Raw genomic sequence first — 23,861 nt, forward strand, 5'->3', positions numbered from 1 at the left:
AAAAAGAAAGAGGCATTGCATTGCAACGCCTCTACTCCTTGTTTTTTACCTCTTGTAGCTGTTTTTCACTCCACACAACATAGGAAATTGCTCCCCCCATCGCTCCTACAATCAATAAAAAAGTCAGCATTGCGATCGCTCCTTTGGCAATTTACGCACTTTGAGCCAAAATTCATCCTTAATTCATCAATCTACAGTCTTACGTTCTAAATTTATCCACAGGATTAATGGCAATTAGTATAGAGATGAATCTATGCTTGGCTTGATGGTGGAATTTAAACTAGTGGCGATCGCTGGTTCTGTCTTAGCGGTACTCTAATACACAAGACTGTTTATCCGCACGCTCGATTGCTTGTGACTTCCACTCGCATTCACATATTAGTTGGCGATCGCAGATTGATTCTGTTGGTGTTTTACTGCGAGGAACAACAAGTATGGCAATTTCGCGTGTTGCGGGGAACAGGTGTTTTTGGCGAGGGAAAAATTTACTACACGGCTGAGGCAGCAGAAAAAGCAGCTAGGGAATGGATTGAAGCCGATAGTTAAATAGTGCGGTTTAATTCTCGCCACATCTGTTTCAACAAGTCAATAAATGCATAGGCAGTGGGAGTCAAGCCTGTGGCGATCGTTTATGGATAGGCTCCGTGAAAGTTCTAAGAATGCTATATGATGGAGCGAAACTTTATACTCTCAGTAATCTTTTTTCGTAAAACATTACAAATAATCGCTGCAATGCCAAATTTTGAACTTAAGTAACGAAAATTTCCAACTTTTTGTATTACATTGCTACTCACTATAAATATGTATTTTAAACTACAGAAAAATCTCAAGGAATGGGGTTTTCCTGGGGGTAAGTATGCGTTGGCAGAAGCGATTTTCTCTGTTTGGCTTGTTACTAGTAGTGAGTTTAACTGCGGTATTGCTATCTACAAACTTATTAGCGCCAAAACTAACTCTTGCTACAGAAGCCCTGCTACAACCTGCCCCAACTCAACCACTTGGTTACTACGACTATTTTGGAAAACTACTCACCCCGCAAGCAGCCCAGAAGCTCGTGCGCCAAAAGGGTCTAGACCCGAACGCTCCTGGTGCTTTTGAACGAATTGGCGCTGTCCAGATTACCCAGCAACTACTAACACGTGGCGAAAACATATTCTTCAACCGCAAGATTGGAGATACGTTCGGTTTGCAGCGAGTGTTTGGTTTTGGTACTGGTTTGTCACTGATTCAACCAGAAATCAACACAGCCATTCGTAACTTAGGCGGAAGACCAACTTCTAACCTCCGCATCACGTTAGAAAAAGACATCACTTTAGGTAGCCGTACTTTGGTTAAAGGTAGCAACATCGGTACGGGTTTTGAGGTCGAACCAGGAGCGAGTTTTTTATTAGGTCTGACACCCGAAGGCAACTTTACTTGTGCAGCATGTCATGTTGCTCTATCTCAAACGGGTCAACGTCTCAATGGAGTACCTAACGGCGATTTGGGCATCTCTCTATTAATTGCCTTAGCACCAAACACCGCCGCAGGCTTTGCCCGCCTAAATCTCAATCCCCTCGACCCTCAGTATCAAGGGAACGGCAAAACCATTATTGATAGCAATAACCAATTCGTTAAACTTCCCGACCCGCAAAAATTTGAAGCTGTCTTTGACGATGCCGTTCTAGATGTTCCCTTCGGCAACTTCGAGAGTTCCCCCGATCGCATCAACAACACCACCCAAATTCCTAATGTTTTCACATTTAAGAGCAATCCTTACCTAGCTGACGGACAGTTTGCTGTCGGTCCTTTTGCTGGATTGAGTGCAGTGAATAATGCCGTCCACTCCTCTGAAATCAACCTGCTAGCCGCAGCTCAGTTGAGTGCAGAAACAATCGGTATCGACCCAGAAGTTTATCTCGGTGTGGTGCTACAAAACGCTACTGACCCTAGCATTCGTCTACCCGATAATCCAATCAAACCCTCCGAGTGGTTGCGTCAAATTGCTCCCGATCTCTACCAAGCTGAATTGGAAGATCAAATTCCCGCGCCTGGTACGGGTAACTATCCGAATCTCAAACCGAGTTTGTTTACCTACAACGGTTTAATCTTTAGCCCTAATACCTACTCAGACGATCCGAATGAATCTGCTAGCGGATCTTTCTTATTTGCTAATAATGCAATGTCTACTTTCCAAAACAGTCTCGTACCACCTGCTAATCGTTCGCGCCAGAACTTAGAAGCACTCAATAGCGGCTCTGTGCGGCGGGGCGCTCGAATTTTTCAGCAAGCCAACTGTGCCACTTGCCACGTTCCACCGTTTTTCACCGACAACAAGATTCATCCTCTCCGTGAAATTGGTACAAACCCAGCACGAGCAAAATCTCGCTTAGACTTGAACGATCTGCTCGTACCACCAAAGCTTTATACTTTTAACAATTCCGTTCCCATTCCTACAAATGCAGAAGTTTTAGATGTACCAACGGAAGGAATTAGCGCCAACTCTACCACTCTCCCTAATGGTTTGCTACCCGATGGCGGCTACAAATCAACTCCTTTAAGAGGACTATATTTAAGTGCGCCTTACCTACATGATAGTGGGGTTGCTGTTAGAGAAAATAGTCTAAAGATCGCAAGAAATGGTAACTTTACTGTTATCGATCGCACGGGGTTAGGGTTAACTGGAACTCTTAGCATCGGTCAATTGGCTGATAGTGCAAGTAGTTTACGTGCTTTACTAGATCGTCAATTACGCAGTCAAGTTATTGCGGCTAATCAAGCTAATCCCGCTTTAGTACGCAGTAATTTAGATGGAACGGGACATGAATTTTATGTAGACAAAACTACAGGATTTACTCCAGCACAGCAAACCGATTTAATTAATTTCTTACTTGCATTGGATGACGATCCAGGTCATTTTTAGTCTTGCAAATGCAATCCAACTAGGGAAAAACAACTTTAGGATTAGGTGCATGACCTAAAAATAAATGTGCTGCCGATCGCAAGACAATTTCTGAATATAGAATCTTCTGAATGGTTAAACTCGGCGCGCGTTTCGCTGCGGCATTGTAAGCGGCGATTTCTCCTTCTAGGCTGAAATCACTTTCTGTCAGGTAGTGGTCGTAATCGTGCATTGCCAAGAAGATAAAGCCGTAGATCGGATTAGGGTAAATAGAGCTATCGTAGCTATCAGCAGAAACCCAGAGATGACCTCGTTCAATATCGGCAAACATCTGTTTAGGATTGTCATAGCGCATGTAGTCTGAAAATTGCAGATTCAGAGGCAGTTGTTGAAACTGACCCATCAGCCAATCGCACATCTGGGCGATCGCTTCATCTGAAATTTCAGCGGGGTTGCCTTCTAGGTAAAGTTTGGCAAGGGTTTCGACTTGAAACGTGGTTGTGTTTTTTTGAGCGGCTACCATATCGTTCTCTGCTTGTACTAGTGCTATTCACATCCTGATAATTTCTAGCAAGAATTTCTTTGAGATAGCTCATGTTTTAAAACACAACAATACCTAGTGCGTTTAAAGAAATGTTTTTATTTCGCGCAAAGACGCAAAGACGCAAAGAAGAGCGCAAAAGGTAGTTTATCTCTTATAGCAGCTTAATCCCTCTTCTGTCACTTTTGGAAAATTTGACGTATTTACGTTGTTTCAGCCAACGAAAAATCAAGGTTTCACCCCACTCTGACAGAAGAGGGTTAATACAAGTAGCTGAATTTTGTGTCTGAGCAAAATCTTTTAAACTTTGTCTTAAATATTGGTTGGGCTTGAGTCTGAGAGGAAGAATCTTCATTAATTATTAATCTTAAATGCGTGAGATGCTACCTATTATGATAAGGTGGGCATTGCCCTGATAACTGATAACTGATAACTGATAACTGTTAGTTATGCAGGCAACAACCGAACAATTGCAGCAAATTTCAATTTTTTCAGGTTTGGAACCAGAGCAACTGGCATATTTAAAACCACATACTTTAGTCAAAAACTATCTACGCGGAGAAATTATTTTACATGAAGGCGATCGCCTGCCAGCTAAACTCTTTTCAGTTCTAAGTGGCACAATTCAGGTTAAGAAAACCGCTTCTACGGGGAAAGAAACCATTCTGCGAACCTTGTCAGCAGGAGAATTATTTGCCGCACCTTCCCTATTTGGTAATGGAATTTCACCTGCAACAGTGGTGAGCGATCGCGACTGCCAAATTCTCACCGTCGATCGCGCTGTACTCTTAGAAATGATTCGTCAAAATCCAGAAGTTGCCTTGCGGATTTTAGTTGTGATGAACGATCGCCTACAACATTTGCACAATACCGTTCATGGATTGGCATCAGAACGAGCGATCGTGCGGCTGGCACGGTTAATTCATACTTCTGTAGTGGAGGAAGGCACAGAGACAACGACAGCGGGGCTATGCTTGCGATCGCGTCTTCCCTATTATCAAATTGCCCGCAGCATCGGCATTACCTATGAAGAATGCGTGCGTTTGTTCAAACAGTTGCAACCAATTGTCAGCTATCATCGCGGTGGTCAAATCGTGCTGCGCGATCGCCATAAGCTAGAAGAGATTGCGGCAGGCGACTGAAGCCTCTCAGCTTCTCAGCTCCCTGCTCGTGCGCTCCCTACTCCCCGCTCCCTTTTACAGAAGATTGCCTGACGATGAGTTTTGTCTCTAAGATATGAGTTGTTTTTTTATTAGGAATACCTAAGAGAATTTCCGCCGCGAGCGCACCTTTTTCTACTAAAGGTTGTTGTATGGTTGTCAATGAGGGTCGCACTTGAGCAGCAAGGGGAATACCATCAAAACCAACAATTGCCACATCTTCGGGAACTTTTAACCCTAGATGTTCTGCTGCCCGTAATGCACCCAGTGCTAACATGTCGCTCATAGCAAGAATTCCTGTCGGTCTGGGATGACGTTGCAATAGGGCGATCGCCGCAGCAAAAGCCCCCTCTACACCGTGGCTGTTGGGAGTCTCTTCGATTGGCACTAGAGTAGGATCGATACCTGCCGCTTGGATGGCATCAGCATAACCCCGCCAGCGGTGTATTGCATTGCGAAAAATGGCGTTTTTGAGTCGTTGGGCATCAACTGGTCCTGCATAGGAGTCGTTGTGAAAATCCATCGCAATGATGCCTAAGTCCCTGCGATTGAGACTGAGTAAATGTAATGCTGCGGTACGAGCAGCTTGGCGATCGTCAATGCCAATGAATGGTATACCTTTTAGTACGGGTTGATCGACTGCTACTACTGGCATCTGTCGTTCCAAAACACGCACGACTGCCTCACTCTCATCGGGAATACAGTAAAGGATAAAGCCGTCTACTGCTGCTTGTTGAATCGTCTGCTGGGCTACATCGGAGTCTAAAGCTGGAACGATCAATAAACTAGCCTTTGCCTGCTCGCATACTTTCGATACTCCCTGTAAAAAGGCGATAGATACCGGATCGTTAAAAGCATAGGGTAGTGCTTCCGAAAATATCAAGCCGATTGCACCTGTTTGTCCTGTCCGCAGCATTCTTGCCATTGGGTTTGGACCCGCATAACCCATCTCCTTCGCCACCGCCAACACCTTCTGTTGAACTTCTGGAGAAAGTTGATCGGGTCGATTAAACGCATTTGATACCGTTGTACGAGATACCCCTGCTGCTCTAGCAACATCCAGTAGCGTGATGGATTTTCTAGCTTTACTCTGCTTCATGCCTTTAACATCTATCTTCCTCCAATTTTCCCTATAAACACGATTTTAGGGAACTTGATCGATTCAGGAAAATTGTTTAGCATGAAATGGAAACTGAATCGATTCAGTAAACAACAAACGTAACAAAGTGTGAGGAAGATTATGATGAGAACTTACGAACAATGGCGCAACTACAGAGAGCTAGAACTGATTAGAAGGCATCCGCCTGTCAAAAACCTGCTAGAACTACAAATTCTGTCTTTATTGCAAGGACTTGGGCATTTTTGGCAAGATTTGTGGTGTAGCAACAACGAGCCGCAGATTAGCGAGATAACAGACTCTACCGGACAGACGCGATGGAAAATCTACCAGCCAACTCGCGATCGCACCTTTCAACTCGAATCGCAACAAGAAGTTTTAACTTGGCTAGAACAGCGCCATCAGTAATCAGTTATCAGTGACTAGTGGCTAGTGACTAGAATTGCTCCTCTGCTCTCTTTTGTCTCCTATCTCCTCTGTTTTGACTTTTGACTTTCGATCGGGGTGGGGTTCTGTGGGAACCGAAATACTTTTCACTGCGATAACGCAGCCAAACTCTTAAAACTTGTGGAATTTGGTCTTTTTGCTCCGGCGTGAGAGTATTGTAGAGCGCTAAAGCGCGATCGCGTTCGCCACGACAAGCAGCATTATTATGAGCATCCCAGTAGCTTCTAGCAACGCGAATTCGCCGACAAACCTCTTTGATGAGTGCTGCTTCTGATAAAGGTTTTTCCTTAGTCATTGGTCATTGGTCATTGGTCATTTGTCATTTGTGGCTCACCGCGCACCACGCACGGCTCACTAAATTCCTAAATTATTTCGCCAACTGATTTGCTTGACGAGCAAGTTCTACATCTTTGGCTGTAATTCCACCAGCATCGTGAGTCGTTAGATCGATCGTAACGCGATTATAAACGTTAAACCACTCTGGATGATGTCCCATTGACTCAGCAACTAGAGCCAAACTCGACATAAAACCAAAAGCTTCTACAAAAGACTTGAACTGATACTGACGGTGGAGTTTTCCTGCTTCTATACTCCAGCCGCTCAATTCTCCCAGGGCTTTTTTTAATTCTGCTTCCGATAGTTGAGAGTTACTCATAGCATACTCCTGAATCGCTGGCTGTATGGCAGACATTGAACTACTAAAGCTAGGTTGACTGAATAGAGCGATCGCTGTCAACAACAAGCCTACAAAAAAGAGCGCGATCGCGAAGTGTGACGAATGCTGCGGCAACCATCTAAACAGAGATTTTTTGAAATTCATAAAAAAAACAGAAGTCTTGCGATCGTATTGGTATCGATCGCAAATTATGTCATAAAATTTTTTATCTCAACAGATGTACTCAAAATTCTTCTACGATCGCCTTTGGTACAGCCTAGTTTTTTGCCTGATGCAATATAATCCGATTCCCATCAGGATCGTATGCGTAAATTTCTCTGCCGTGGGAGGCTGTAACAATTTGCCCTGGTGGTGGGTAGCCGATTGTAGTGAGATGAGCGATCGCTGCTTCTAGATCTTTTACTTCTAAACACAAACTCATGCTGCTTTGAGTTGAGTTCATAAATTCTGCTTGGTTTGATGCTTTAGGTTTAAATATGCCCAAACGCAAACCAGTCACCTGAAATTCTGCATAAATACTAGGAATTTGATTTACAGGAGATTGTTCTAAAAATTGCTGATAAAAATTGCTCAGTAATTCAAAGTCGTGAGTTGCTAGCGTAACTAATGAGTCCATGCAATTTAACACCATATTTGTTTATCTAGCAATTTTAGATCTTTTGCAAACAACAGACGCTTTTTTAGTTTGGTAGGCATTGCCCACCCTACACTTTAATTCATAAACTTAAATTTCACCGTTCCTTTTTGTCGGTTTCCTATTTCCTCTTTAATTACTATTTACTGTTACAGGTATATGTGAAACATCTCTTGCAGGATCGCCTAAAGTGCGAACGTTGGCTGCAAATTCTAACAAAATTCCATCGGGATCGAAAAAATAAAATGAAGAAATAAACGTATTTTCATCAAGTTTGGGAACAAAACCAGTCGGAACATCAGCATGATGTAGGACTGGTGTAACTGTTACGCCCTTTGCCGCTAATTTTTCTCGATACTCTTCTAGTTTTTCTATAGGTACATTAAAAGCCAGATGATTCATCGAAGCATGGGCAGTTGTGAAATTACCATTTTGCAATCCTTCAGGATTAACTGAGGCAATTCCAGGTGCAGCAGCTGGTGCTTGAGGAAACCAGAAAAATGCGATCGCGTCGCCGTTACCAACATCAAAGAAGAAATGCTGCCCACCATCAGGGAGGGCAATTGTTTTAATCAGTTTTAGCCCTAAAGTGTTGGTATAAAAATCTACTGTACGCGCCATGTCTTTGCAGACCAAGGCAATATGATTGATTCCCTGCAATTGAAAATCTATCATGCTAAATACCTCTGAAAAAGAAAGGAGATCGGAGTTTATTTAGTGAAATCGTCTGCTAGTGAATTTATGTTCTCCAGCCTGCTGCCATAGTATCATCCCGATTGCTTAAATAACACATGATACGTTAACTGAGTACAAAAAACGATCGCTACCCAGGCGATCGCATATTTATCGTACTAACCTTGTTGGCTAAACTTATTCCTCTAGATAACTAGAACTATCCCAAAAAATCTGCTCTAGAATAAACTTGATTGCTTCCAAATATAGAGCGTTGTGATAAGACTCTTCATATTTCTCAAACAACTCTTTAATAGTAAAAACTCGTCGTTTAGCTGGTTTCGTTTGCTGCTGAAGATGATTTCGAGGTGCTACAGTTTTTACTTGCTGCTTAATTAAAGTAACTTGAATGGGCAATTGCCCTTCCGCTTGTCGAAGCGATCTTTGTCTTCCTATCCTGACTCTCTTGCTTTTGTTTTTAGGAGGAAACAACAAATATCCAGCTACGAATTTAGTAGAAAGCAGTTGAGAGTGTTTGAATTTCATGATGTATTCCAATTATGCTTCGCTTCAAGTAGGAGTATCTAGTCTGGCAAGATGGAAGCTAGCTGAGGCAGTCTCGATCTCTCGCTTCAGCTCTACCATGCTCGGTAAGTGGTAGGGAAGGCAAGGGAGAAGAAAGAAGCAGTCTTAACAATCGGAAGAAAATAGAAGATTCTGCCTTGCTCAAGTCGGGAAAGAGTCAACTCGTGACCGACAATTTGAAATTAGGATATTAATGTGAATAATTTGTGAACTGTTGATGGTTAATGGTTTTTTGGTTGTTGCCCCTCTGCTCCTAGCCTCCTCTGCTATCTTCCCCCGATTCTGGTACGGGCGGGTTTTGAGGGGAGATTGCTTTAGTTGTAGATCTTTGGCTAAACCTGCCCCTACAATTCCCAACTCTCGACTCCCGACTCCCAACTTCCCTTATTCACTCCATTGCAGGATATCGCAGATTTGTGCTACCAATTCTTGGGCTTTGAAAGGTTTGGCGATCGTACCCGCTACGCCTAAATCAAGTAATTGCTGTTGTTCGCTGGTTCTGACTTTGGCAGTAAGAAAGATTGTGGGAATATGACAAGTAGTAGTATTTGCCTGTAGTTGCTGAAATGTCGCGGGTCCATCTAAGTCTGGCATCATCACATCTAGTAGAATCGCATCAGGTTGTTGAGCTTGAGCTATGTCTATGCCTTCACTACCAGAAGCTGCTGGCAAAACCTCCCACCCTGCTACTGCTTCGAGACTGAATTGGATAATTTCTCTGACACCATCTTCATCATCAATAACTAGTACGCGCTTAGTTGTCATGTCACTACACTTCAAATAGTCATAAAGCGATTATGACTGCGATCGCAAGTGTAATGGGTAATGGGTAATTGGTAATGGGTAATGGGTAATTGGTTGTGATTCTCCCCTGCTCCCCTGCTCCCCTGCTCCCCTGCTCCCCTGCTCCCCTGCTCCCTTGTCCCCCTTATCTCCTATGAACACTCCACAGCCGCAATGGATCGTCCCAACCGAACAGCCCCCAGAGTGGTTCGTGCAAGCAGTTAGGGAATATGCCCCTAGCGCACGAGGATTTGCGGCACAACTGTTATGGCAAAGGGGAATTCAAGCCCGAGAGGAACTACCTGGATATATTAATCCTCGCGGCTATCAACCTACTAGCCCATTTGAATTTGGGCAAGAAATGCACTTAGCAGTAGAAAGATTGCAAGTTGCTCGCGATCGCCAAGAAAAAGTGGCAATTTGGGGTGATTTTGATGCTGATGGTATCACTTCTACAGCGGTTTTATGGGATGGATTGGGACAATTTTTCTGTCAACATACTCAACTTTCCTATTACATCCCCAACCGCCTTACCGAGTCGCACGGGTTGAACTGCCCTGGAATCGATCTGCTTGCCCGCGATAACTGTAAGTTAATTGTGACTTGCGACACTGGTAGCACAAATATTGCAGAAATTCTCTATGCAAAATCTTTGGGCATTGATGCGATCGTCACCGACCACCACACTTTACCCGCAGAACGTCCACCTGTGACTGCAATAATTAATCCGCGTTACTTTCCTTCAGAGCATCAATTATTTCATCTATCTGGGGTCGCAGTTGCCTACAAACTTGTCGAAGCTTTATATCAATTTTTACCAAATGTACCGCGACAATCATTAGAGGATTTACTCGATCTCGTCGCTATTGGGTTAATTTCCGATTTAGTACAACTGAGTGGAGATTGCCGTTATTTAGCTCAATTGGGTATTGAACGGATGCAACAGGATTATAAACAACCAGTTCAACAGCGACGGCGACCAGGAGTAGGGCGATTATTAGAAATGTGTCAGAAAAGTGGCGATCGCCCAACAGATATTTCTTTCGGTTTGGGTCCCCGCATCAATGCCGTGAGCCGGATTCAAGGTGACGCAAGCTTTTGCGTTCAATTACTTACTAGTAGCGATCGCAACGCAGTCGAGCGCCTCGCCCAAGAAACTGAATTAGCAAACACTCGTCGCAAGTCTTTACAAAAAGAAGTTTCCCAGCAAGTTGCCCAAAAACTCAAGTCAGAAATCGATCTCTCCACCACTAGCGTTATCGTTCTCGTAGATTCCCAATGGTCGCCTGGAGTCTTAGGACTCGTCGCCGGACAAATTGCTCAGGAAACGGGTCGTCCTACGATTCTGCTAAGCACGGAAGGGGAACAAAGGGACAAGGAAGACAGGGGGGACAAGGAAGACAAGGGGGATAAGGGGGACAATTTAATTCCGAATTCCGTAGCTTGCTTCCCCGAAGGGGTATTCCGAATTCCGAATTCCAAATTATTAGCTCGCGGTTCAGCTCGGTCTGTCGGTAATATCGATTTGTACCAGTTAGTGAAAGATCAAGCGCATTTACTGCATAGGTTTGGCGGACATCCTTTTGCGGCTGGATTAAGCATACCCGTTGAGAATATACCGCTATTTACCGCAGCGATTAACCAAAAACTCCGACAGCAGGGAAGCGCGATCGCTGTACCATCCGTACAAGCAGATCTGGTGGTGACAGTAGCCGATTTAGGTAGAGATTTGTTTTTAGAACTGAAACTACTCGAACCCTGTGGAATGGGTAATCCCATGCCAAAACTGCTGATCCAAAATTGCTGGTTTGAAAATACTTGGCATCGCAATCAACAGGATTGGCGAGGAAACAAAGTGCAATATATCAAAACAGATTTTAATTTGCGGGATGACTCGACTAAAACTAGTTTTCCTGGCGTGTGGTGGGGACACTATAAAGACGAGATCCCGACTGGCAGGTGTGACTGTATTGTAGAACTCGACTACAACTCGTTCAAAAATAAACAACGTTACGAAGTCCGCCTCATTGCCGTCCGTACTTCCAACTCTTTATCTCTCACTCCTCACTCCGGACTTCGTCCCGCTTCGCTAACGCCCCTCGCTCCTCAAATTCTCGACTGCCGTGGTATGGCGATCGCCCCAATTGACGATACATTCACAGGCGATCCATCCTCGCTTGTCGTGCGTACCTGTCCCACTTGTTGGGACGAGTTACGTGTCTGGATGCGGCGATCGCAGTTTGAAAATAAGTCTTTAGTCTTGGCATGGACTACACCCGAACCAGTTTCACCACAACAAGTCTGGCAACAGTTAGTCGGAATTGCTAAATACCTTTGCCGTACCGGACAAACGGTGACTCGCGTACAACTCAGTCAAAAGCTTGGAATTAGCGATCGCCTTTTAGGATTAGGATTTACTGCTCTTTCCTACTTGGGCTTTTATGTTAGCTTTCAAGACCGCTATTTTCAAATTTCTCAAGAAGTACCGTGGCACGTTGCCGCATCTACAGATCTCTATGCTACCGATGCCGCTTACCTGCAAGCAATAGACAAATTTGCCCAAGCTGTCCGAGAAGAACAATTCCAACGCCAGTATTTTTCTACAGTTCCCCTCTCTACCATTCAAGCCCATGCCGCTCAATTAGGCGTGAGGAGTGAGGAGTGAGGGGTGAGGAGGACAAGGGGGACAAGGAAGCAGAGGAGCAGGGAGCAGGGGAGCAACTACCAACTACCAACTACCAACTACCAATTCCCAATTCCCTACACCCTTTCTTCACTAATAACTAAATAACTGAAAATTGATTTAATAAATATGTGAAAAAGTTTACTAAAATACATTGATCGCTCGTAAAAAATGAAATAGATATAATTAACTAATAGTTGCTAATCTTACAAATAACAGTGCAAATCTAGACAAAATCTCAACTTTATATTTCTTCAGACAATAGGTAAACTGTCACAGAGTGTTTGTGACGAACCTAATCTGTCTGAGTATGTTGGGAATAATGGCTTTACGAGAGAGATGAAACAGCGATCGCAATTGCGATTTCGCTGCCATCACACGCTATCTGGGTGTATATTCAAAAGAAATCTACTCTGTCTCAACCCGTTGGGTAATGAGCAATATAGCTTTCGATTTGCTAACCTCTGCTTGCTAACCTCATGCAATATATTAAACGCCTCTCCTCCCTACAACTTGCTCTGTTTGGTGGAGCGATCGCCACTACATCGTTTCTGGCGCTATCTCCCTGGTGTGGTTCTGTCCGTGCCGCACTGATGCAAAATAGCCCTAAAGCTTTAGTTGACGAAGTTTGGCAACTCGTTGCTAGAGAATATGTGGACGGCACGTTCAACAAGACAGACTGGCAAGCAACGAGACAAGATTTATTAAGTAGAGAATATACTAACCGCGAACAAGCTTACGCCGCTGTCCGAGTCGCGCTGGCTAAGCTGAACGACCCATATACTCGCTTTCTCGACCCCAAGCAGTATGAGGCATTGACCAGCCAAACTTCAGGAGAAGTTACTGGAGTGGGGATTCGGATGGAATTAAATAAACAAACTAAGCGTTTAACTGTAGTTGAGACTATTCAAAATTCCCCTGCCGTCAAAGCGGGAGTTAAAGCCGGGGACAAAATAGTCGCAATTGATGGAAAACCAACTCAACAAATGGACGTGCAAGCTGCCTCAAGCTTAATTCGGGGCAAAGCAGGTACGCCTGTCACATTGAAAATTGAGCGGCAAGACAAAAGTGCCTTCGACCTCAAGCTAACGCGGGCGAAAATCGAACTGCCTACAGTTACACACACCCTAAAGCGGGAGGGTAATAAGCGAGTTGGTTATATTAGCTTGCGAGAATTCAGCGCCCATGCTTCGGAGCAGATGCAAAAAGCAATTCAAGACCTGAATCGCCAGAATGTGAATGCCTTCGTTCTGGATTTACGCGATAATCCAGGTGGCTTGCTGCAAGCAGGGGTAGAAATCTCACGGATGTGGTTGAATAAAGGCTCGATCGTCAAAACAGTAGACCGACAGGGAGCTAGCCAAGAAATACCAGCCAATCAAACCGCACTGACTCAGCGCCCTCTAGTTGTTTTGGTCAATGGTAATTCTGCCAGTGCCAGTGAAATTTTAGCGGGAGCATTGCAAGATCATCAACGCGCTGTCGTAGTTGGTAGCCAAACCTTTGGTAAAGCTTTAGTCCAATCAGTCCATTCTCTGTCAGATGGTTCGGGACTAGCAGTAACAGTTGCCCATTACTACACGCCTAAAGGCACGGATATCAGTCATAAAGGCATTACACCAGATATTAAAATCGATTTGAATGACGCTCAGAAGCGCCAGCTAGCCGCAAATCCTTCTTCAATTGGCACGAGACAAGACCCACAGTACGCACGGGCAATTTCTGTAATTACCAACAACAGTTTTGCCCAATTTAAAAAACCGCTGAAAAAACCGCAAATCTCAAGACGAGTCGTAGAGCGGAACCAGTTATAAATAATTTTCACTCATAGTCGCGATCGTAGGGGCATACAAATGTATGCCCTTATTGCATTTTCACTCTGATAATTTAAAGAGAATCACCATCAATAACCGATGACCAATGACCAATGACAAGAAGTCCTTTAGTCGTTGACACTTTTCAGCAAGAGACAATCTTTCCCATACTGCCAGTCACGCCAATTCTTTCTAGTGCCAATCGAGATTGGGATGGCATTCACGTCGGGTATTATCGTCAGCCTGCCTGGGAAACGCCTGAAGCAACTTTTTTACAACATACAATTACAATTTATACAGGGAAACCTGTAAATGTAGAATTGCAAGCAGAGGGGCGCTGGCAACAAAAAACTTATACCAAGGGTGTAGTTGGAATTTACCTAGCATTTGCCCCTCATATAGTAAATTGGAATGATGAAATTGAATTTATTGAAATCGATCTCGATCCGCAAACATTAAACCGTTTTGTAGATGATTCTATAAATATTGATTGCTGTAAAATTATTCCTCAATCTGCTATTAACGATCCGCTAATTTATAGTATTGGTCTGGCGCTGAAAACAGAATTAGAATCTAGTGGAAGAGGCGATCGCCTTTATGCTGAGTCGGCAGCCACAATGCTAGCTGCTCATATTCTCCGCCATTATTCTATCCAAAACCTTTCTCTAAAAGAAGCTGTCGGAGGATTGCCTAAATCCAGATTAAGAGAAGTTATTGATTATATTCAAACTCATTTAGATAGAAATTTAAGTTTAGTTGATTTAGCCGTATTAGTACAAATTAGTCCTCATCATTTTGCTAGATTGTTTAAACAATCTACAGGATATTCCCCGCATCAATATTTACTGAATCGTCGCATTCAAGCAGCAAAAATTTTACTAGCAAAGCAAGACTTGTCTATTGCTGATATTGCTTTACAAGTTGGCTTTCACGATCAAAGTCGTTTTACGAGTATTTTTCGCAAGCATACAGGCGTTACTCCCAAAAAGTATCGCGATCGCATTTGAGCAAGATTTGACTATTTTTGAGAAGATTTGACAAGACGACTGTTGTTTGTGCCTTGTAGAGTAAGCTTATTAAAATTGTCACGCAAAGCCGCGAAGACACAAAGCAAGATTTGCGCCTTTGCGTCTTTGCGCGACTAAAAAAACAGCAAGCTGGCTATGAATCCGAAGATTATTACTGAAAGTTGTCTGATTGATGAGATTTTGGAGTCAAGGCGGAAAACTTTTCCGTCAGATTCTGATTTTATTGGCTATCGCAATCACTGCTTGCGAATGCTTAATTTCGTACTTTATTTAAGTCAGCCAGAAGCAGATCGAGAGGAAAAAATTGCAATAGCATCTGCTTTTCACGATTTAACTATTTTCCCCGATCGCACGGTAGCATATCTCGAACCAGCGGTAAAATTAGCAAATCGTTATTTGATATCTATGAATCGTCAAGCATGGTCGTCTCAAATCGCTTTAATGATTCAAAATCACCACAAAATTAGAACTTATAAAGGTGAATTTGCTAACCTTGTAGAGTCAATGCGCCAAGCTGATTGGATTGATGTAAGTTTTGGAAAATTGCGTTTCGGCTTACCTAAAACTTATATTCGCGAAGTTCATCAAGTATTTCCAGTTTACAGCTTTTATCCCAGCGCTATCGCAAAAGTTTTGGGAAGTTACGCAATCGCACATCCACTACACCCGTTACCAAATGTTCGCTGGTAAAAAATTAGTTTAATAGGAGAAATGCCAAAATGGATAGCAAGAAAAAACGTCAGATTTTACTACTTGCTCTACTCATTGTTAATGGAATTTCAACTATTCTTCACTACATTGATAATTTTGTAAACTATGACAAATATCCCCAACCTACTTGGATTACTCCTGACAGTATTTATCTTGCATGGAGTGTATTAACAATCTTTGGCGTTGTCGGCTATTTATTGTACGTTAAAGACGTGTTTTTGGCTGCGTATGCATGTTTAGGAATTTATTCTCTAACTGGAATTTCTAGCCCAGGACATTACTTTTATTCAGCTCAACATGTATTTTCTGGAAAAATGCATTTATTAATTTGGCTGGATGCGCTCGCGGGTGTCTCTCTACTAATTTTTATCCTGCGATCGGCTTTAATTCTAAAAGAATGGCGCAAAGAACGAGAAGTAAACATTTAATTCCGAATTCCGAATTCCGAATTCAATACGCTTCTCCACCTACAACCACATTCCGAATTCTCAAACTGGGACCACCGCAACCAACGGGTAAACCATTTTGCCCGCCTTTACCGCAGCCACCAGATTCATCCCAGTAGAAATCATCTCCGATCGCCTCGATATCTGCTAGGGTTTGAAAGACATTTCCCGACAGTGTAACATCGCGCACGGGTTCGGCAAGTTGACCATTGCGGATTATCCAAGCTTCTCCCGCGCTGAAGGTAAACATTTCACCATTAGTCATCCCTCCCAACCAGTTGCGGGCGTATACTCCGTCTTTAATATCGGTAAATAAATCTGCCACTGGTGTCGTCCCCCGCTCGATCCAAGTGTTTGTCATGCGGACGATGGGAGCGTAGTGATAGCTGAGACAACGAGCGTTTCCTGTGGGTGTTTCTCCCAACTTGCCAGCGGTTTCGCGTGAATGGAGCCTACCCACCAAAACGCCATCTTGAATTAATTGCGTCGTTGTGGCTGGAGTCCCTTCATCGTCGTAGAAATAACTACCGCGATGCCCTTGGGGTGCTGCACCATCAAAAATTTGTAGCTCCTTGGGTCCAAAGCGCCGTCCCATGCTCATAACTTCTAGCAGATCGGGGTTTTCATACGCCATATCTGCTTCGGAAAGATGCCCGAAGGCTTCGTGAACGAATAAACCAGAGAGGATCGGATCGATCACGACAGTATAGGTGTTGCCTTTAACTGAAGGTAGAGAAAGAGCCGCTACAGCCCTTTGAGCTGCACTTTGGACTTGGGCATCCAAACTCACTAAATCCTCATAAGCCTTGCGAGAACCAGTGGTTTCTCTACCTGTCTGGACTGTATCGCCATCGCGTGCAGTTGCAGCAAAGCGCATTTCCATATCCACCCAAGATTGATCGATTAACGTTCCTTCCGAACTGGTGATGATGACTCGCTGGCAAATATCACCGTAGCGGACTGACGTAGTGGTAATTCGATCGCTCGCGCTTTTGAGAATTTCGCCATAGCGATCGCACAATTCCTTTTTTTGTGCTAGCGGAACGTGACGCGGATCGGTTCCTGTCAACGGGACAAAGCAGGTGGCTTGCACTGGTTCTATATCTGCTAGCAGGGTTTCATCATTACCTACAATTCGTGCTGCCGCGATCGCTTCTTCGATGCGAGAGTTGAACTCGGATAACTGATTAAAACTACTCAATCCCCAACCGCCCTTGTAGCACGCGCGAACTTGTCCGCCGATAGAAATTCCTTCGCTCAATGTTTCTATCCGATCGCCCCGCAGCATAATATCTGTTCCCTGGGACTCTTCGAGGCGAATGAGTAAATAATCGACTTTGTGAGAGTATTTTGCGATCGCATCAGCGAGCAAGTTTTTGGTATCGGCAAGCGCAGTAGGCATGGGAAAGAAAAGTCAAAACTCAAAAAGTAAAAGTCAAAAGCAATACATTTATAGAGGCGATCCTCACCTCAAATTTCAGTCGAAGTCTAAGCTTCTTGGTAGGACAGGCTGATAAAAGCCAAAAGCTAAAAATATCAAATCTGCTCTCATGAGTAGTCCCGATCGCTAGAGAGCATACGATTTGAAGTAGACCGACCCAGATAGAATTCAGTCTGACTTCATTTTGCCACTCTTTAATTGTAAGTGCTTCTCTACCAGGGATGAAAGGAGCGTGTCAAAAGACTATATTCTAAATACCTGAGTGAGTGGTGCGTGATGAATGGGGTGTAGGGTGTGAGGTGTGAGGTGTGGTGCGTGGTGCGTGGTGCGCGAACTATTTACGACTTACGAGACGACTGCTCCCTTGTCCCCCTTGTCCCCCTTGTCTCCCTGCTCCTCTGCCCCTCTGCTTCCTCTGCTCCTCTGCTCCCTTATCCCCCTTGTCTTCCTAATTTAAGTGTGAGTGAGTCATGTTATTGAAATGGCAAAAGCAGCCAGGAACTAATTTATTTCTCGGCGGCGCGATCGCTTTTTTTATCGTGGGATTAATTCTGATCCTACATCGGTACTATAGCTTCTATGCTACTTTCGACCAGGGCATATTTAATCAAGTTTTCTGGAATGGGATTCACGGTAGATTTTTCCAGAGTTCTCTTTCTTCCAGCCTCTCCACGAATGTCGTCCATGCTGGAGAAATCCCAGAGGTTTACTACCATCGTCTAGGACAGCATTTTACCCCTGCCTTACTCGTTTGGCTACCGCTGTATACCCTTTTCCCCTTTCCAGCGACTTTGAGCGTGTTACAAGTCGCTCTAGTAACCGCTGCTGGGATTGTTTTATATTTCTTGGCTCGCTTGTACCTCGAACCACGCTTGGCAGCGATGATTAGCGTAAGTTTTTATGGCGCGATCGCTGTTATTAGTCCAACTTTAACGAACTTCCACGACATCAGCCAAATACCTTTGTTGACGTTTGGTATTCTGCTGGCGATGGAAAAGCGCAAGTGGTGGGTCTTTTGGTTGTTGGCAGTGTTGCTTTTAGCTGTGAGAGAAGATAGCGGCATTGGGTTATTTGGGGTAGGCGCTTATATGGTTTTAAGTCGGCGCTTTCCCCGTACTGGTTTAGCGACTTGCATTCTTAGTTTTAGCTACATGCTGGCTTTGACAAATCTGATCATGCCCCTCTTTTCAGAGGATATTTCCAAACGCTTCATGATGGAGCGATTTGGTCAGTATGCCACTGGGGAAGATGCTTCTACTGTTGAGATTATTTGGGGCATTGTCAGCAATCCTTGGCGATTGCTCGTAGAATTAGTGACTCCTTTTCCTGGGACATTTTTGTATTTACTAGGGCAGTGGTTGCCTTTGGCTTTCGTTCCCGCACTTTCTGGCACGGCTTGGGCGATCGCGGGTTTCCCTCTTTTGAAACTATTCTTAGGTCAAGGTGAATCCGTTCTAGCCATTACGATTCGCTATGCCATGAGTGTCGTTCCAGGATTATTTTACGGCGCGATTTTGTGGTGGTCTGTACATCCTAAAGTCTTTAAGCCCAAGTTTCAGCGCTTCTGGATTGGATGTATTTGCCTTTCCCTAGTCATTACAATTGCCTACAATCCCAATCGGACGCTTTACTTTTTAATTCCCGACTCGATTCAACCTTGGGTACATATTTCCCTCCCGCGTCAATGGCAACACGTCAGCCAACTGCGATCTCTACTAGCACAAATTCCCCCGCAAGCGAGTGTATCGGCAACGACACATATCGTGCCTCACCTTTCCAGCCGTCGCGAGATTCTGCGTCTACCAGGATTGCAGTTGCGTAACGATGCGAGGGAAGTCATTCAGGTAGAGTATCTCATTGCCGACCTCTGGCAACTGCAACAATATCAAGTCGCGTTCGCAGGCGATCGCCAGCAGTTACAAGACAATGTAAAACTGATCGATCGGCTCTTTAACACTGGCGAATATGGGATCGTCGGCTTTCAAGATGGGGTCATTTTGCTGCATAAAGGTGTCACTTCACTTCCCGAAGCCACATCTGCTTGGTTGGCTTTTCGACAAAATTTGTTAAACTAGAAAGTTAAATTTTGTGAAGAATTGAGTGAGATTACTCATTCAATTTCCAATCCTATACATTTAGATAGATTTAGGTAAGCAGCAAGTAAGTCGCAGGGATTGGGGTCGATGAAAATACTCGTATTAAGCTGGGAATTTCCGCCGCGCATTGTAGGAGGCATTGCTCGTCATGTTGGGGAACTATACCCTGAACTCGTCAAGCTAGGGCATGAAGTCCACATGGTGACAGTGGAATTCGGTCATGCACCAATGTACGAGCTTTTCGAGGGAATCCACGTACATCGGGTTCCCGTTGCCTGGGGACATGACTTTTTCCATTGGGTGGCGAACATGAATCAAAGCATGGGTAGCCACGGCGCAAAGTTGATCTTAGAAGAAGAACCGTTCGATCTGATCCACGCCCATGACTGGTTGGTAGCAGATGCGGCGATCGCCCTCAAGCATAATTTTAAAATCCCGCTGATTGCCACCATTCACGCTACAGAACACGGTCGTTACAACGGTATCTATACCGAAGAACAGCGCTACATCAATGGCAAAGAGCAATTACTCGCTTATGATGCTTGGCGAATTATCGTCTGTACCGACTACATGCGGCGCGAAGTAGAACGGGCGCTGACGAGTCCTTGGGACAAAATCGACGTAATCTATAACGGTATCCGTCCTGAAAAGAAGCACAGACGGCAAGATTTTGATTATTGGCACTTCCGCCGTCAATATGCTGACGATGATGAGAAGATCGTTTACTACGTCGGTCGTATGACTTACGAAAAAGGCGTGTCTGTGATGCTGAATGCAGCTCCCAAGGTGCTGTGGGAAATGGGAGGTCATGCTAAATTCGTACTCGTTGGTGGTGGTAATACCGAAGCTTTGAAGCGTCAAGCCTGGGATCTAGGTATTTGGCACAAGTGCTATTTCACGGGCTTTATGTACGATGACTTTCTCGATAAATTTCAAGCGGTAGCTGATTGTGCCGTGTTTCCCAGCCTTTACGAACCGTTTGGGATTGTTGCCCTAGAAAGCTTCGCTGCCCGCGTACCTGTTGTCGTCTCCGATACGGGCGGATTTCCAGAAGTCGTGCAGCATACTAAGACTGGAGTTGTAACTTGGACGAATAACTCTGACTCCCTCGCATGGGGAATTTTAGAAGTCTTAAAAAATCCCGATTATCGGCAATGGTTAGTTGACAATGCATATGAGGATTTAGATCGCCGCTTTAATTGGAGCAAGTTAGCCCGACAAACGCAAGCAGTTTATCAACAAGTCGTACGAGAGCGATCGCAAATTTCATGGTAATAATGTTTGTAGGGGCGCATAGCTATGCGCCCCTACATTTACAATCTAGACATAATAAAAACCAGCCGTATGCAGGCTGGTCGTCCCCCAAGGAATTCTATATCAACTGGTTGCCGATCGTTAATCGCTGCTTAGCAAGCACCTACTTTAGCAAAAATTACGTACACGGTCTTAGCAATAATAAACAAGTCGTAGAAGGGATGCCACATTTTTTGGTAGCGCAGGTCGAGATTGACAATCTCTTCAAAATCTTTAATGCTAGAGCGTCCGCTGACTTGCCACTCTCCTGTTAATCCCGGCTTCACGTTTAATCTTTGCCAGTGGCGATCGTTGTACTGAGCAACTTCGTCAGCAGTTGGTGGACGAGTACCTACTAAACTCATCTCTCCAACTAATACGTTCCAAAATTGGGGCAGTTCGTCTAGGCTAGTGCTTCTCAAGAAACGACCCACTCTTGTAATTCTTGGATCTTGCGTGTTTTTGAAAATTAGCCCCGATGCTTCGTTTTGCACTTGAGACTTCAGCGCATCTGCGTTGGGAACCATCGAACGGAATTTCCACATCCGAAATGTTCGTCCTTGCAGTCCGTAACGCTCTTGACCGTAGAAAATTGGTCCTGGGCTGTCTAACTTAATGGCGATCGCTAAGGGTATGAAGATAACTGCCAAGATCGACAGTCCGACTAAACTGCCAACGATGTCCAAACATCTCTTGAAAGCCGATCTGGCTGATGGATGAACTGCATCTAGTGTCTGGGGAGACTTAAGTTCGACAGTTTTGATGGCGGTGGGGAACGGTGCTTGGTACATTGTCACGACTAAAACCTGGATCGGATAGATCGTAGTATTACTGAAGTAGATTTACCGAAGTAGATTTACTGAACTTGTATCCCGAATATAATCTCTCTCTTGGCTAGAATGACAGTACTTTAACTTACATTTTGTCGAATCTTTATCAAGAACCTGCTTCCACTCGCGCTTTGTAAAGATAATGTAAAGTTGGCTTTCTCAAAGATTTTACTCAAGAGATAAAGCTATCCAGCAGTCAATTTCTCTTCAACTTGCTGACTTTAGCTTCATCTAAACTTTATGATTTCCTCACATTCGCATAGATGAATATACCTAACTGGGTCACTCTCTCTCGACTTCTAGCCCTGCCTTTACTGCTTTATCTTTTACCAGTACCGACAGCAACCGCACGTTGGTTTTGCTTAACAGTATTTTTGGTTGCAGCTTTGACGGATTGGCTGGACGGTTATTTAGCCCGGAAACTGAACGCTATCACTGAACTTGGGAAATTCCTCGATCCTTTGGTAGACAAATTGCTGGTACTAGCTCCACTGTTATCGCTGATTCAGCTAGGACAACTTCCTGCTTGGGGAGTATTTTTGATTTTGGCGAGGGAATTAGGTATAGCAGGCTGGCGCGTTTCTAGCTTGACAGGTACAAATGCGATCGCGGGGGCAAATCTTTGGGGCAAACTCAAAACAGTCAGCCAAATTGCCGCGATCGCCTTATTAATTGCTCCCTTATCCCCAGCTTGGTACGCACCTGCACTAGGAGTTTTTTGGCTTTCTGTCGCTTTGACTTTGATTTCGGGGTTGATTTATGTAATTCCTGTTAGGGAGTCGTAGGGGCGGGTTTAGCCAGCAGATTCACCAGCTTTGGCGAGCGAGCTGCCCTCAAAACCCGCCCGTACAGGAGTCAGGAGTCGTAGGGGCGGGTTTAGCACAAAATTCACAGACGAAGCGAATCATCTGTACTCAAACCCCGCCCGCAAGGAAGGCGAAAAATTGTAGGGACGCGATCGATCGCGTCTCTACAGCGTTACTTCAAAATCTCTTCGTCTACAGAAAAATCTACTTCGGCTTTGTCTCGTCCAGTAGCCAAGTAGTCATTTTGGAAAGAGTCTTTTAACCCAGAAATTAAATCGTATTTTGGCTGCCAGTTGAGTTCTGTAATCGCTTTATCGACACTGGCGAAGAAATGCTGTACTCGCAAGGGAAAGGCTTTACGCTTGCCAAAATCAAAATTTTTCGGTTCGTAATGTACGATCGCTAGCTCCTCCGGCGATTTTCCGGCAGCTACAGCGCAAGCGCGAGCTAAACCATCAAAAGTAACGTAGCGATCGCCAGAGACGTTATAAACCTGCCCTATGGCTCTCTCGTTGCCTAATACCCGAGCCATAGCTTGAGCTAGATCTTCAACATGACCCATCTGAGTTATATGTAGCCCGTTAGCGGGAATAGGAATAGGTCGATCGCGGACGATGCGATCGAAAAACCAGCTTTCCAAATCGTTGTAGTTACTAGCTCCGTAGATATACGTAGGACGAATTGCCGTGAAGGGCAAGCCTACCTGAGCTAAGTAAGCCTCTGTTTCGTATTTTCCTCGGTGGCGGCTCTTAGGATCGACTGGATCGCCTTCTACGTGAGGCATTTGGTCGGAGCGGAGGTACACGCCAGCCGAACTCATATAGACAAAGTGCTGCACCCGGTCGTGAAAGATCTCAGCTAGCGGTTGAGTATCGCTCAGTTCCCTGCCGTTATTGTCATAAATGGCATCAAAATGTTCTTGAGATAGCTTTGCCTTTAATTGTTCTAAAGAAGTGCGATCGCCTTGAATCTGAGTTATTCCCTCAACTGGAATAGGGCGATTACCGCGATTAAACAACACCAATTCATGACCCTGCGCCACTAGGATTTTGGTTAGGTAAACACCAATAAAGCGCGTACCACCCATAATCAAAATTCGCATAATTACCCAACCCCAATTCGTCTACTCTCAGTTTAGGGGCGAGTGGCTGGGGAATGGACAAGGGAGACAAGGGGGACAAGGGGGACAAAGAAGCTTTAGGAGCAATACTAGTCAC

General features: G+C 44.5%; 25 protein-coding genes. 13 read left to right on the forward strand and 12 right to left on the reverse strand.

Features of this window, described 5'->3' with window-relative positions:
* Positions 1-354: 354 nt before the first annotated feature.
* Positions 355-546 carry a hypothetical protein gene (locus tag H6G17_RS14990; RefSeq protein ID WP_192158422.1) on the forward strand — a complete coding sequence of 64 codons (192 nt, stop codon included), beginning with the start codon at positions 355-357 and terminating at the stop codon, positions 544-546.
* A gap of 310 nt (positions 547-856) precedes the next feature.
* Complete coding sequence (locus H6G17_RS14995) at positions 857-2,902, forward strand: di-heme oxidoredictase family protein (RefSeq protein WP_192158424.1); 2,046 nt, start codon at positions 857-859, stop codon at positions 2,900-2,902.
* A gap of 19 nt (positions 2,903-2,921) precedes the next feature.
* Here the strand turns inward: H6G17_RS14995 and H6G17_RS15000 are convergent, their stop codons facing one another.
* Positions 2,922-3,404: a transposase gene (locus tag H6G17_RS15000; protein ID WP_192158426.1), complete on the reverse strand. Its 483-nt coding sequence runs from the start codon at positions 3,402-3,404 to the stop codon at positions 2,922-2,924.
* Positions 3,405-3,871: 467 nt separating this feature from the next.
* On the opposite strand from H6G17_RS15000, the gene H6G17_RS15005 reads away from it, so the two are divergent.
* A complete protein-coding gene (locus H6G17_RS15005; RefSeq protein ID WP_106169745.1) occupies positions 3,872-4,564 on the forward strand; it encodes a Crp/Fnr family transcriptional regulator in 693 nt (230 codons plus the stop codon).
* 37 nt (positions 4,565-4,601) lie between these two features.
* On the opposite strand, the gene H6G17_RS15010 is transcribed toward H6G17_RS15005, so the two are convergent.
* On the reverse strand, positions 4,602-5,681 hold the full coding sequence (locus H6G17_RS15010; RefSeq protein WP_192158428.1) for a substrate-binding domain-containing protein: 1,080 nt from the start codon (positions 5,679-5,681) through the stop codon (positions 4,602-4,604).
* A 141-nt stretch (positions 5,682-5,822) separates the two neighbouring features.
* Here H6G17_RS15010 and H6G17_RS15015 point away from each other — a divergent pair, with 141 nt between their 5' ends.
* Entirely contained in the window at positions 5,823-6,107 is a 285-nt protein-coding gene (locus tag H6G17_RS15015; RefSeq protein WP_192158430.1) for a hypothetical protein, read from the forward strand.
* Between the two features lie 28 nt (positions 6,108-6,135).
* Here the strand turns inward: H6G17_RS15015 and H6G17_RS15020 are convergent, their stop codons facing one another.
* From H6G17_RS15020 to H6G17_RS15050, 7 genes are all read right to left on the reverse strand, one after another.
* Entirely contained in the window at positions 6,136-6,441 is a 306-nt protein-coding gene (locus tag H6G17_RS15020) for a Precorrin-3B methylase (RefSeq protein WP_192158432.1), read from the reverse strand.
* A gap of 72 nt (positions 6,442-6,513) precedes the next feature.
* Positions 6,514-6,966 carry a 4a-hydroxytetrahydrobiopterin dehydratase gene (locus H6G17_RS33490; protein ID WP_242038406.1) on the reverse strand — a complete coding sequence of 151 codons (453 nt, stop codon included), beginning with the start codon at positions 6,964-6,966 and terminating at the stop codon, positions 6,514-6,516.
* 112 nt (positions 6,967-7,078) lie between these two features.
* Positions 7,079-7,453: a VOC family protein gene (locus tag H6G17_RS15030; RefSeq protein WP_192158434.1), complete on the reverse strand. Its 375-nt coding sequence runs from the start codon at positions 7,451-7,453 to the stop codon at positions 7,079-7,081.
* Positions 7,454-7,588: 135 nt separating this feature from the next.
* The gene (locus tag H6G17_RS15035) at positions 7,589-8,131 is read right to left on the reverse strand and encodes a VOC family protein (protein ID WP_192158436.1); all 543 of its coding nucleotides are present in this window, start codon (positions 8,129-8,131) and stop codon (positions 7,589-7,591) included.
* 195 nt (positions 8,132-8,326) lie between these two features.
* Complete coding sequence (locus tag H6G17_RS15040; protein ID WP_192158438.1) at positions 8,327-8,674, reverse strand: hypothetical protein; 348 nt, start codon at positions 8,672-8,674, stop codon at positions 8,327-8,329.
* Positions 8,675-9,097: 423 nt separating this feature from the next.
* A complete protein-coding gene (locus H6G17_RS15045; protein WP_015155109.1) occupies positions 9,098-9,478 on the reverse strand; it encodes a response regulator in 381 nt (126 codons plus the stop codon).
* A 30-nt stretch (positions 9,479-9,508) separates the two neighbouring features.
* Positions 9,509-9,658, reverse strand: coding sequence for a hypothetical protein (locus H6G17_RS15050; protein ID WP_192158440.1), 150 nt, complete (start codon positions 9,656-9,658; stop codon positions 9,509-9,511).
* Between H6G17_RS15050 and H6G17_RS15055 the strand changes: the two genes are divergently transcribed.
* From H6G17_RS15055 to H6G17_RS15075, 6 genes are all read left to right on the forward strand, one after another.
* Positions 9,651-12,161 carry a DHH family phosphoesterase gene (locus H6G17_RS15055; RefSeq protein ID WP_192158442.1) on the forward strand — a complete coding sequence of 837 codons (2,511 nt, stop codon included), beginning with the start codon at positions 9,651-9,653 and terminating at the stop codon, positions 12,159-12,161. The two genes, H6G17_RS15050 and H6G17_RS15055, sit on opposite strands and share 8 nt — an antisense overlap.
* Positions 12,158-12,283, forward strand: coding sequence for a hypothetical protein (locus H6G17_RS34135; RefSeq protein WP_277876009.1), 126 nt, complete (start codon positions 12,158-12,160; stop codon positions 12,281-12,283). The genes H6G17_RS15055 and H6G17_RS34135 overlap by 4 nt, the downstream gene beginning before the upstream one ends.
* A gap of 375 nt (positions 12,284-12,658) precedes the next feature.
* The gene (gene ctpB / locus H6G17_RS15060; RefSeq protein ID WP_192158444.1) at positions 12,659-13,993 is read left to right on the forward strand and encodes a carboxyl-terminal processing protease CtpB; all 1,335 of its coding nucleotides are present in this window, start codon (positions 12,659-12,661) and stop codon (positions 13,991-13,993) included.
* A gap of 113 nt (positions 13,994-14,106) precedes the next feature.
* On the forward strand, positions 14,107-15,000 hold the full coding sequence (locus tag H6G17_RS15065) for an AraC family transcriptional regulator (protein WP_192158446.1): 894 nt from the start codon (positions 14,107-14,109) through the stop codon (positions 14,998-15,000).
* Positions 15,001-15,156: 156 nt separating this feature from the next.
* Positions 15,157-15,711, forward strand: a complete 555-nt coding sequence (locus H6G17_RS15070; RefSeq protein ID WP_192158448.1) for a phosphohydrolase — start codon at positions 15,157-15,159, stop codon at positions 15,709-15,711.
* Positions 15,712-15,740: 29 nt separating this feature from the next.
* On the forward strand, positions 15,741-16,160 hold the full coding sequence (locus H6G17_RS15075; RefSeq protein WP_192158450.1) for a hypothetical protein: 420 nt from the start codon (positions 15,741-15,743) through the stop codon (positions 16,158-16,160).
* A gap of 22 nt (positions 16,161-16,182) precedes the next feature.
* Here the strand turns inward: H6G17_RS15075 and H6G17_RS15080 are convergent, their stop codons facing one another.
* Positions 16,183-17,580: a TldD/PmbA family protein gene (locus H6G17_RS15080; RefSeq protein WP_192158452.1), complete on the reverse strand. Its 1,398-nt coding sequence runs from the start codon at positions 17,578-17,580 to the stop codon at positions 16,183-16,185.
* Between the two features lie 509 nt (positions 17,581-18,089).
* Between H6G17_RS15080 and H6G17_RS15085 the strand changes: the two genes are divergently transcribed.
* On the forward strand, positions 18,090-19,694 hold the full coding sequence (locus H6G17_RS15085; protein ID WP_192158454.1) for a DUF2079 domain-containing protein: 1,605 nt from the start codon (positions 18,090-18,092) through the stop codon (positions 19,692-19,694).
* A gap of 108 nt (positions 19,695-19,802) precedes the next feature.
* Positions 19,803-20,990, forward strand: a complete 1,188-nt coding sequence (locus H6G17_RS15090) for a glycosyltransferase family 4 protein (RefSeq protein ID WP_192158455.1) — start codon at positions 19,803-19,805, stop codon at positions 20,988-20,990.
* Positions 20,991-21,121: 131 nt separating this feature from the next.
* On the opposite strand, the gene H6G17_RS15095 is transcribed toward H6G17_RS15090, so the two are convergent.
* The gene (locus H6G17_RS15095) at positions 21,122-21,799 is read right to left on the reverse strand and encodes a sugar transferase (protein WP_192158536.1); all 678 of its coding nucleotides are present in this window, start codon (positions 21,797-21,799) and stop codon (positions 21,122-21,124) included.
* 302 nt (positions 21,800-22,101) lie between these two features.
* Between H6G17_RS15095 and pgsA the strand changes: the two genes are divergently transcribed.
* A complete protein-coding gene (pgsA, locus tag H6G17_RS15100) occupies positions 22,102-22,623 on the forward strand; it encodes a CDP-diacylglycerol--glycerol-3-phosphate 3-phosphatidyltransferase (protein WP_192158457.1) in 522 nt (173 codons plus the stop codon).
* A gap of 193 nt (positions 22,624-22,816) precedes the next feature.
* On the opposite strand, the gene H6G17_RS15105 is transcribed toward pgsA, so the two are convergent.
* Complete coding sequence (locus tag H6G17_RS15105; RefSeq protein WP_192158459.1) at positions 22,817-23,746, reverse strand: NAD-dependent epimerase/dehydratase family protein; 930 nt, start codon at positions 23,744-23,746, stop codon at positions 22,817-22,819.
* Between the last annotated feature and the right edge of the window lie 115 nt (positions 23,747-23,861).

This window comes from Chroococcidiopsis sp. [FACHB-1243] (genome assembly GCF_014696895.1).
Classification (GTDB): Bacteria; Cyanobacteriota; Cyanobacteriia; order Cyanobacteriales; family Chroococcidiopsidaceae; genus Chroococcidiopsis.

Coding starts and splice junctions, on each gene's coding strand:
- H6G17_RS14995 (WP_192158424.1), top strand. CDS start 857: ATGCGTTGGCAGAAGCGATTTTCTCTGTTTGGCTTGTTACTAGTAGTG.
- H6G17_RS15000 (WP_192158426.1), bottom strand. CDS start 3,404: ATGGTAGCCGCTCAAAAAAACACAACCACGTTTCAAGTCGAAACCCTT.
- H6G17_RS15005 (WP_106169745.1), top strand. CDS start 3,872: ATGCAGGCAACAACCGAACAATTGCAGCAAATTTCAATTTTTTCAGGT.
- H6G17_RS15010 (WP_192158428.1), bottom strand. CDS start 5,681: ATGAAGCAGAGTAAAGCTAGAAAATCCATCACGCTACTGGATGTTGCT.
- H6G17_RS15015 (WP_192158430.1), top strand. CDS start 5,823: ATGATGAGAACTTACGAACAATGGCGCAACTACAGAGAGCTAGAACTG.
- H6G17_RS15020 (WP_192158432.1), bottom strand. CDS start 6,441: ATGACTAAGGAAAAACCTTTATCAGAAGCAGCACTCATCAAAGAGGTT.
- H6G17_RS33490 (WP_242038406.1), bottom strand. CDS start 6,966: ATGAATTTCAAAAAATCTCTGTTTAGATGGTTGCCGCAGCATTCGTCA.
- H6G17_RS15030 (WP_192158434.1), bottom strand. CDS start 7,453: ATGGTGTTAAATTGCATGGACTCATTAGTTACGCTAGCAACTCACGAC.
- H6G17_RS15035 (WP_192158436.1), bottom strand. CDS start 8,131: ATGATAGATTTTCAATTGCAGGGAATCAATCATATTGCCTTGGTCTGC.
- H6G17_RS15040 (WP_192158438.1), bottom strand. CDS start 8,674: ATGAAATTCAAACACTCTCAACTGCTTTCTACTAAATTCGTAGCTGGA.
- H6G17_RS15045 (WP_015155109.1), bottom strand. CDS start 9,478: ATGACAACTAAGCGCGTACTAGTTATTGATGATGAAGATGGTGTCAGA.
- H6G17_RS15055 (WP_192158442.1), top strand. CDS start 9,651: ATGAACACTCCACAGCCGCAATGGATCGTCCCAACCGAACAGCCCCCA.
- ctpB (WP_192158444.1), top strand. CDS start 12,659: ATGCAATATATTAAACGCCTCTCCTCCCTACAACTTGCTCTGTTTGGT.
- H6G17_RS15065 (WP_192158446.1), top strand. CDS start 14,107: ATGACAAGAAGTCCTTTAGTCGTTGACACTTTTCAGCAAGAGACAATC.
- H6G17_RS15070 (WP_192158448.1), top strand. CDS start 15,157: ATGAATCCGAAGATTATTACTGAAAGTTGTCTGATTGATGAGATTTTG.
- H6G17_RS15075 (WP_192158450.1), top strand. CDS start 15,741: ATGGATAGCAAGAAAAAACGTCAGATTTTACTACTTGCTCTACTCATT.
- H6G17_RS15080 (WP_192158452.1), bottom strand. CDS start 17,580: ATGCCTACTGCGCTTGCCGATACCAAAAACTTGCTCGCTGATGCGATC.
- H6G17_RS15085 (WP_192158454.1), top strand. CDS start 18,090: ATGTTATTGAAATGGCAAAAGCAGCCAGGAACTAATTTATTTCTCGGC.
- H6G17_RS15090 (WP_192158455.1), top strand. CDS start 19,803: ATGAAAATACTCGTATTAAGCTGGGAATTTCCGCCGCGCATTGTAGGA.
- H6G17_RS15095 (WP_192158536.1), bottom strand. CDS start 21,799: ATGTACCAAGCACCGTTCCCCACCGCCATCAAAACTGTCGAACTTAAG.
- pgsA (WP_192158457.1), top strand. CDS start 22,102: ATGAATATACCTAACTGGGTCACTCTCTCTCGACTTCTAGCCCTGCCT.
- H6G17_RS15105 (WP_192158459.1), bottom strand. CDS start 23,746: ATGCGAATTTTGATTATGGGTGGTACGCGCTTTATTGGTGTTTACCTA.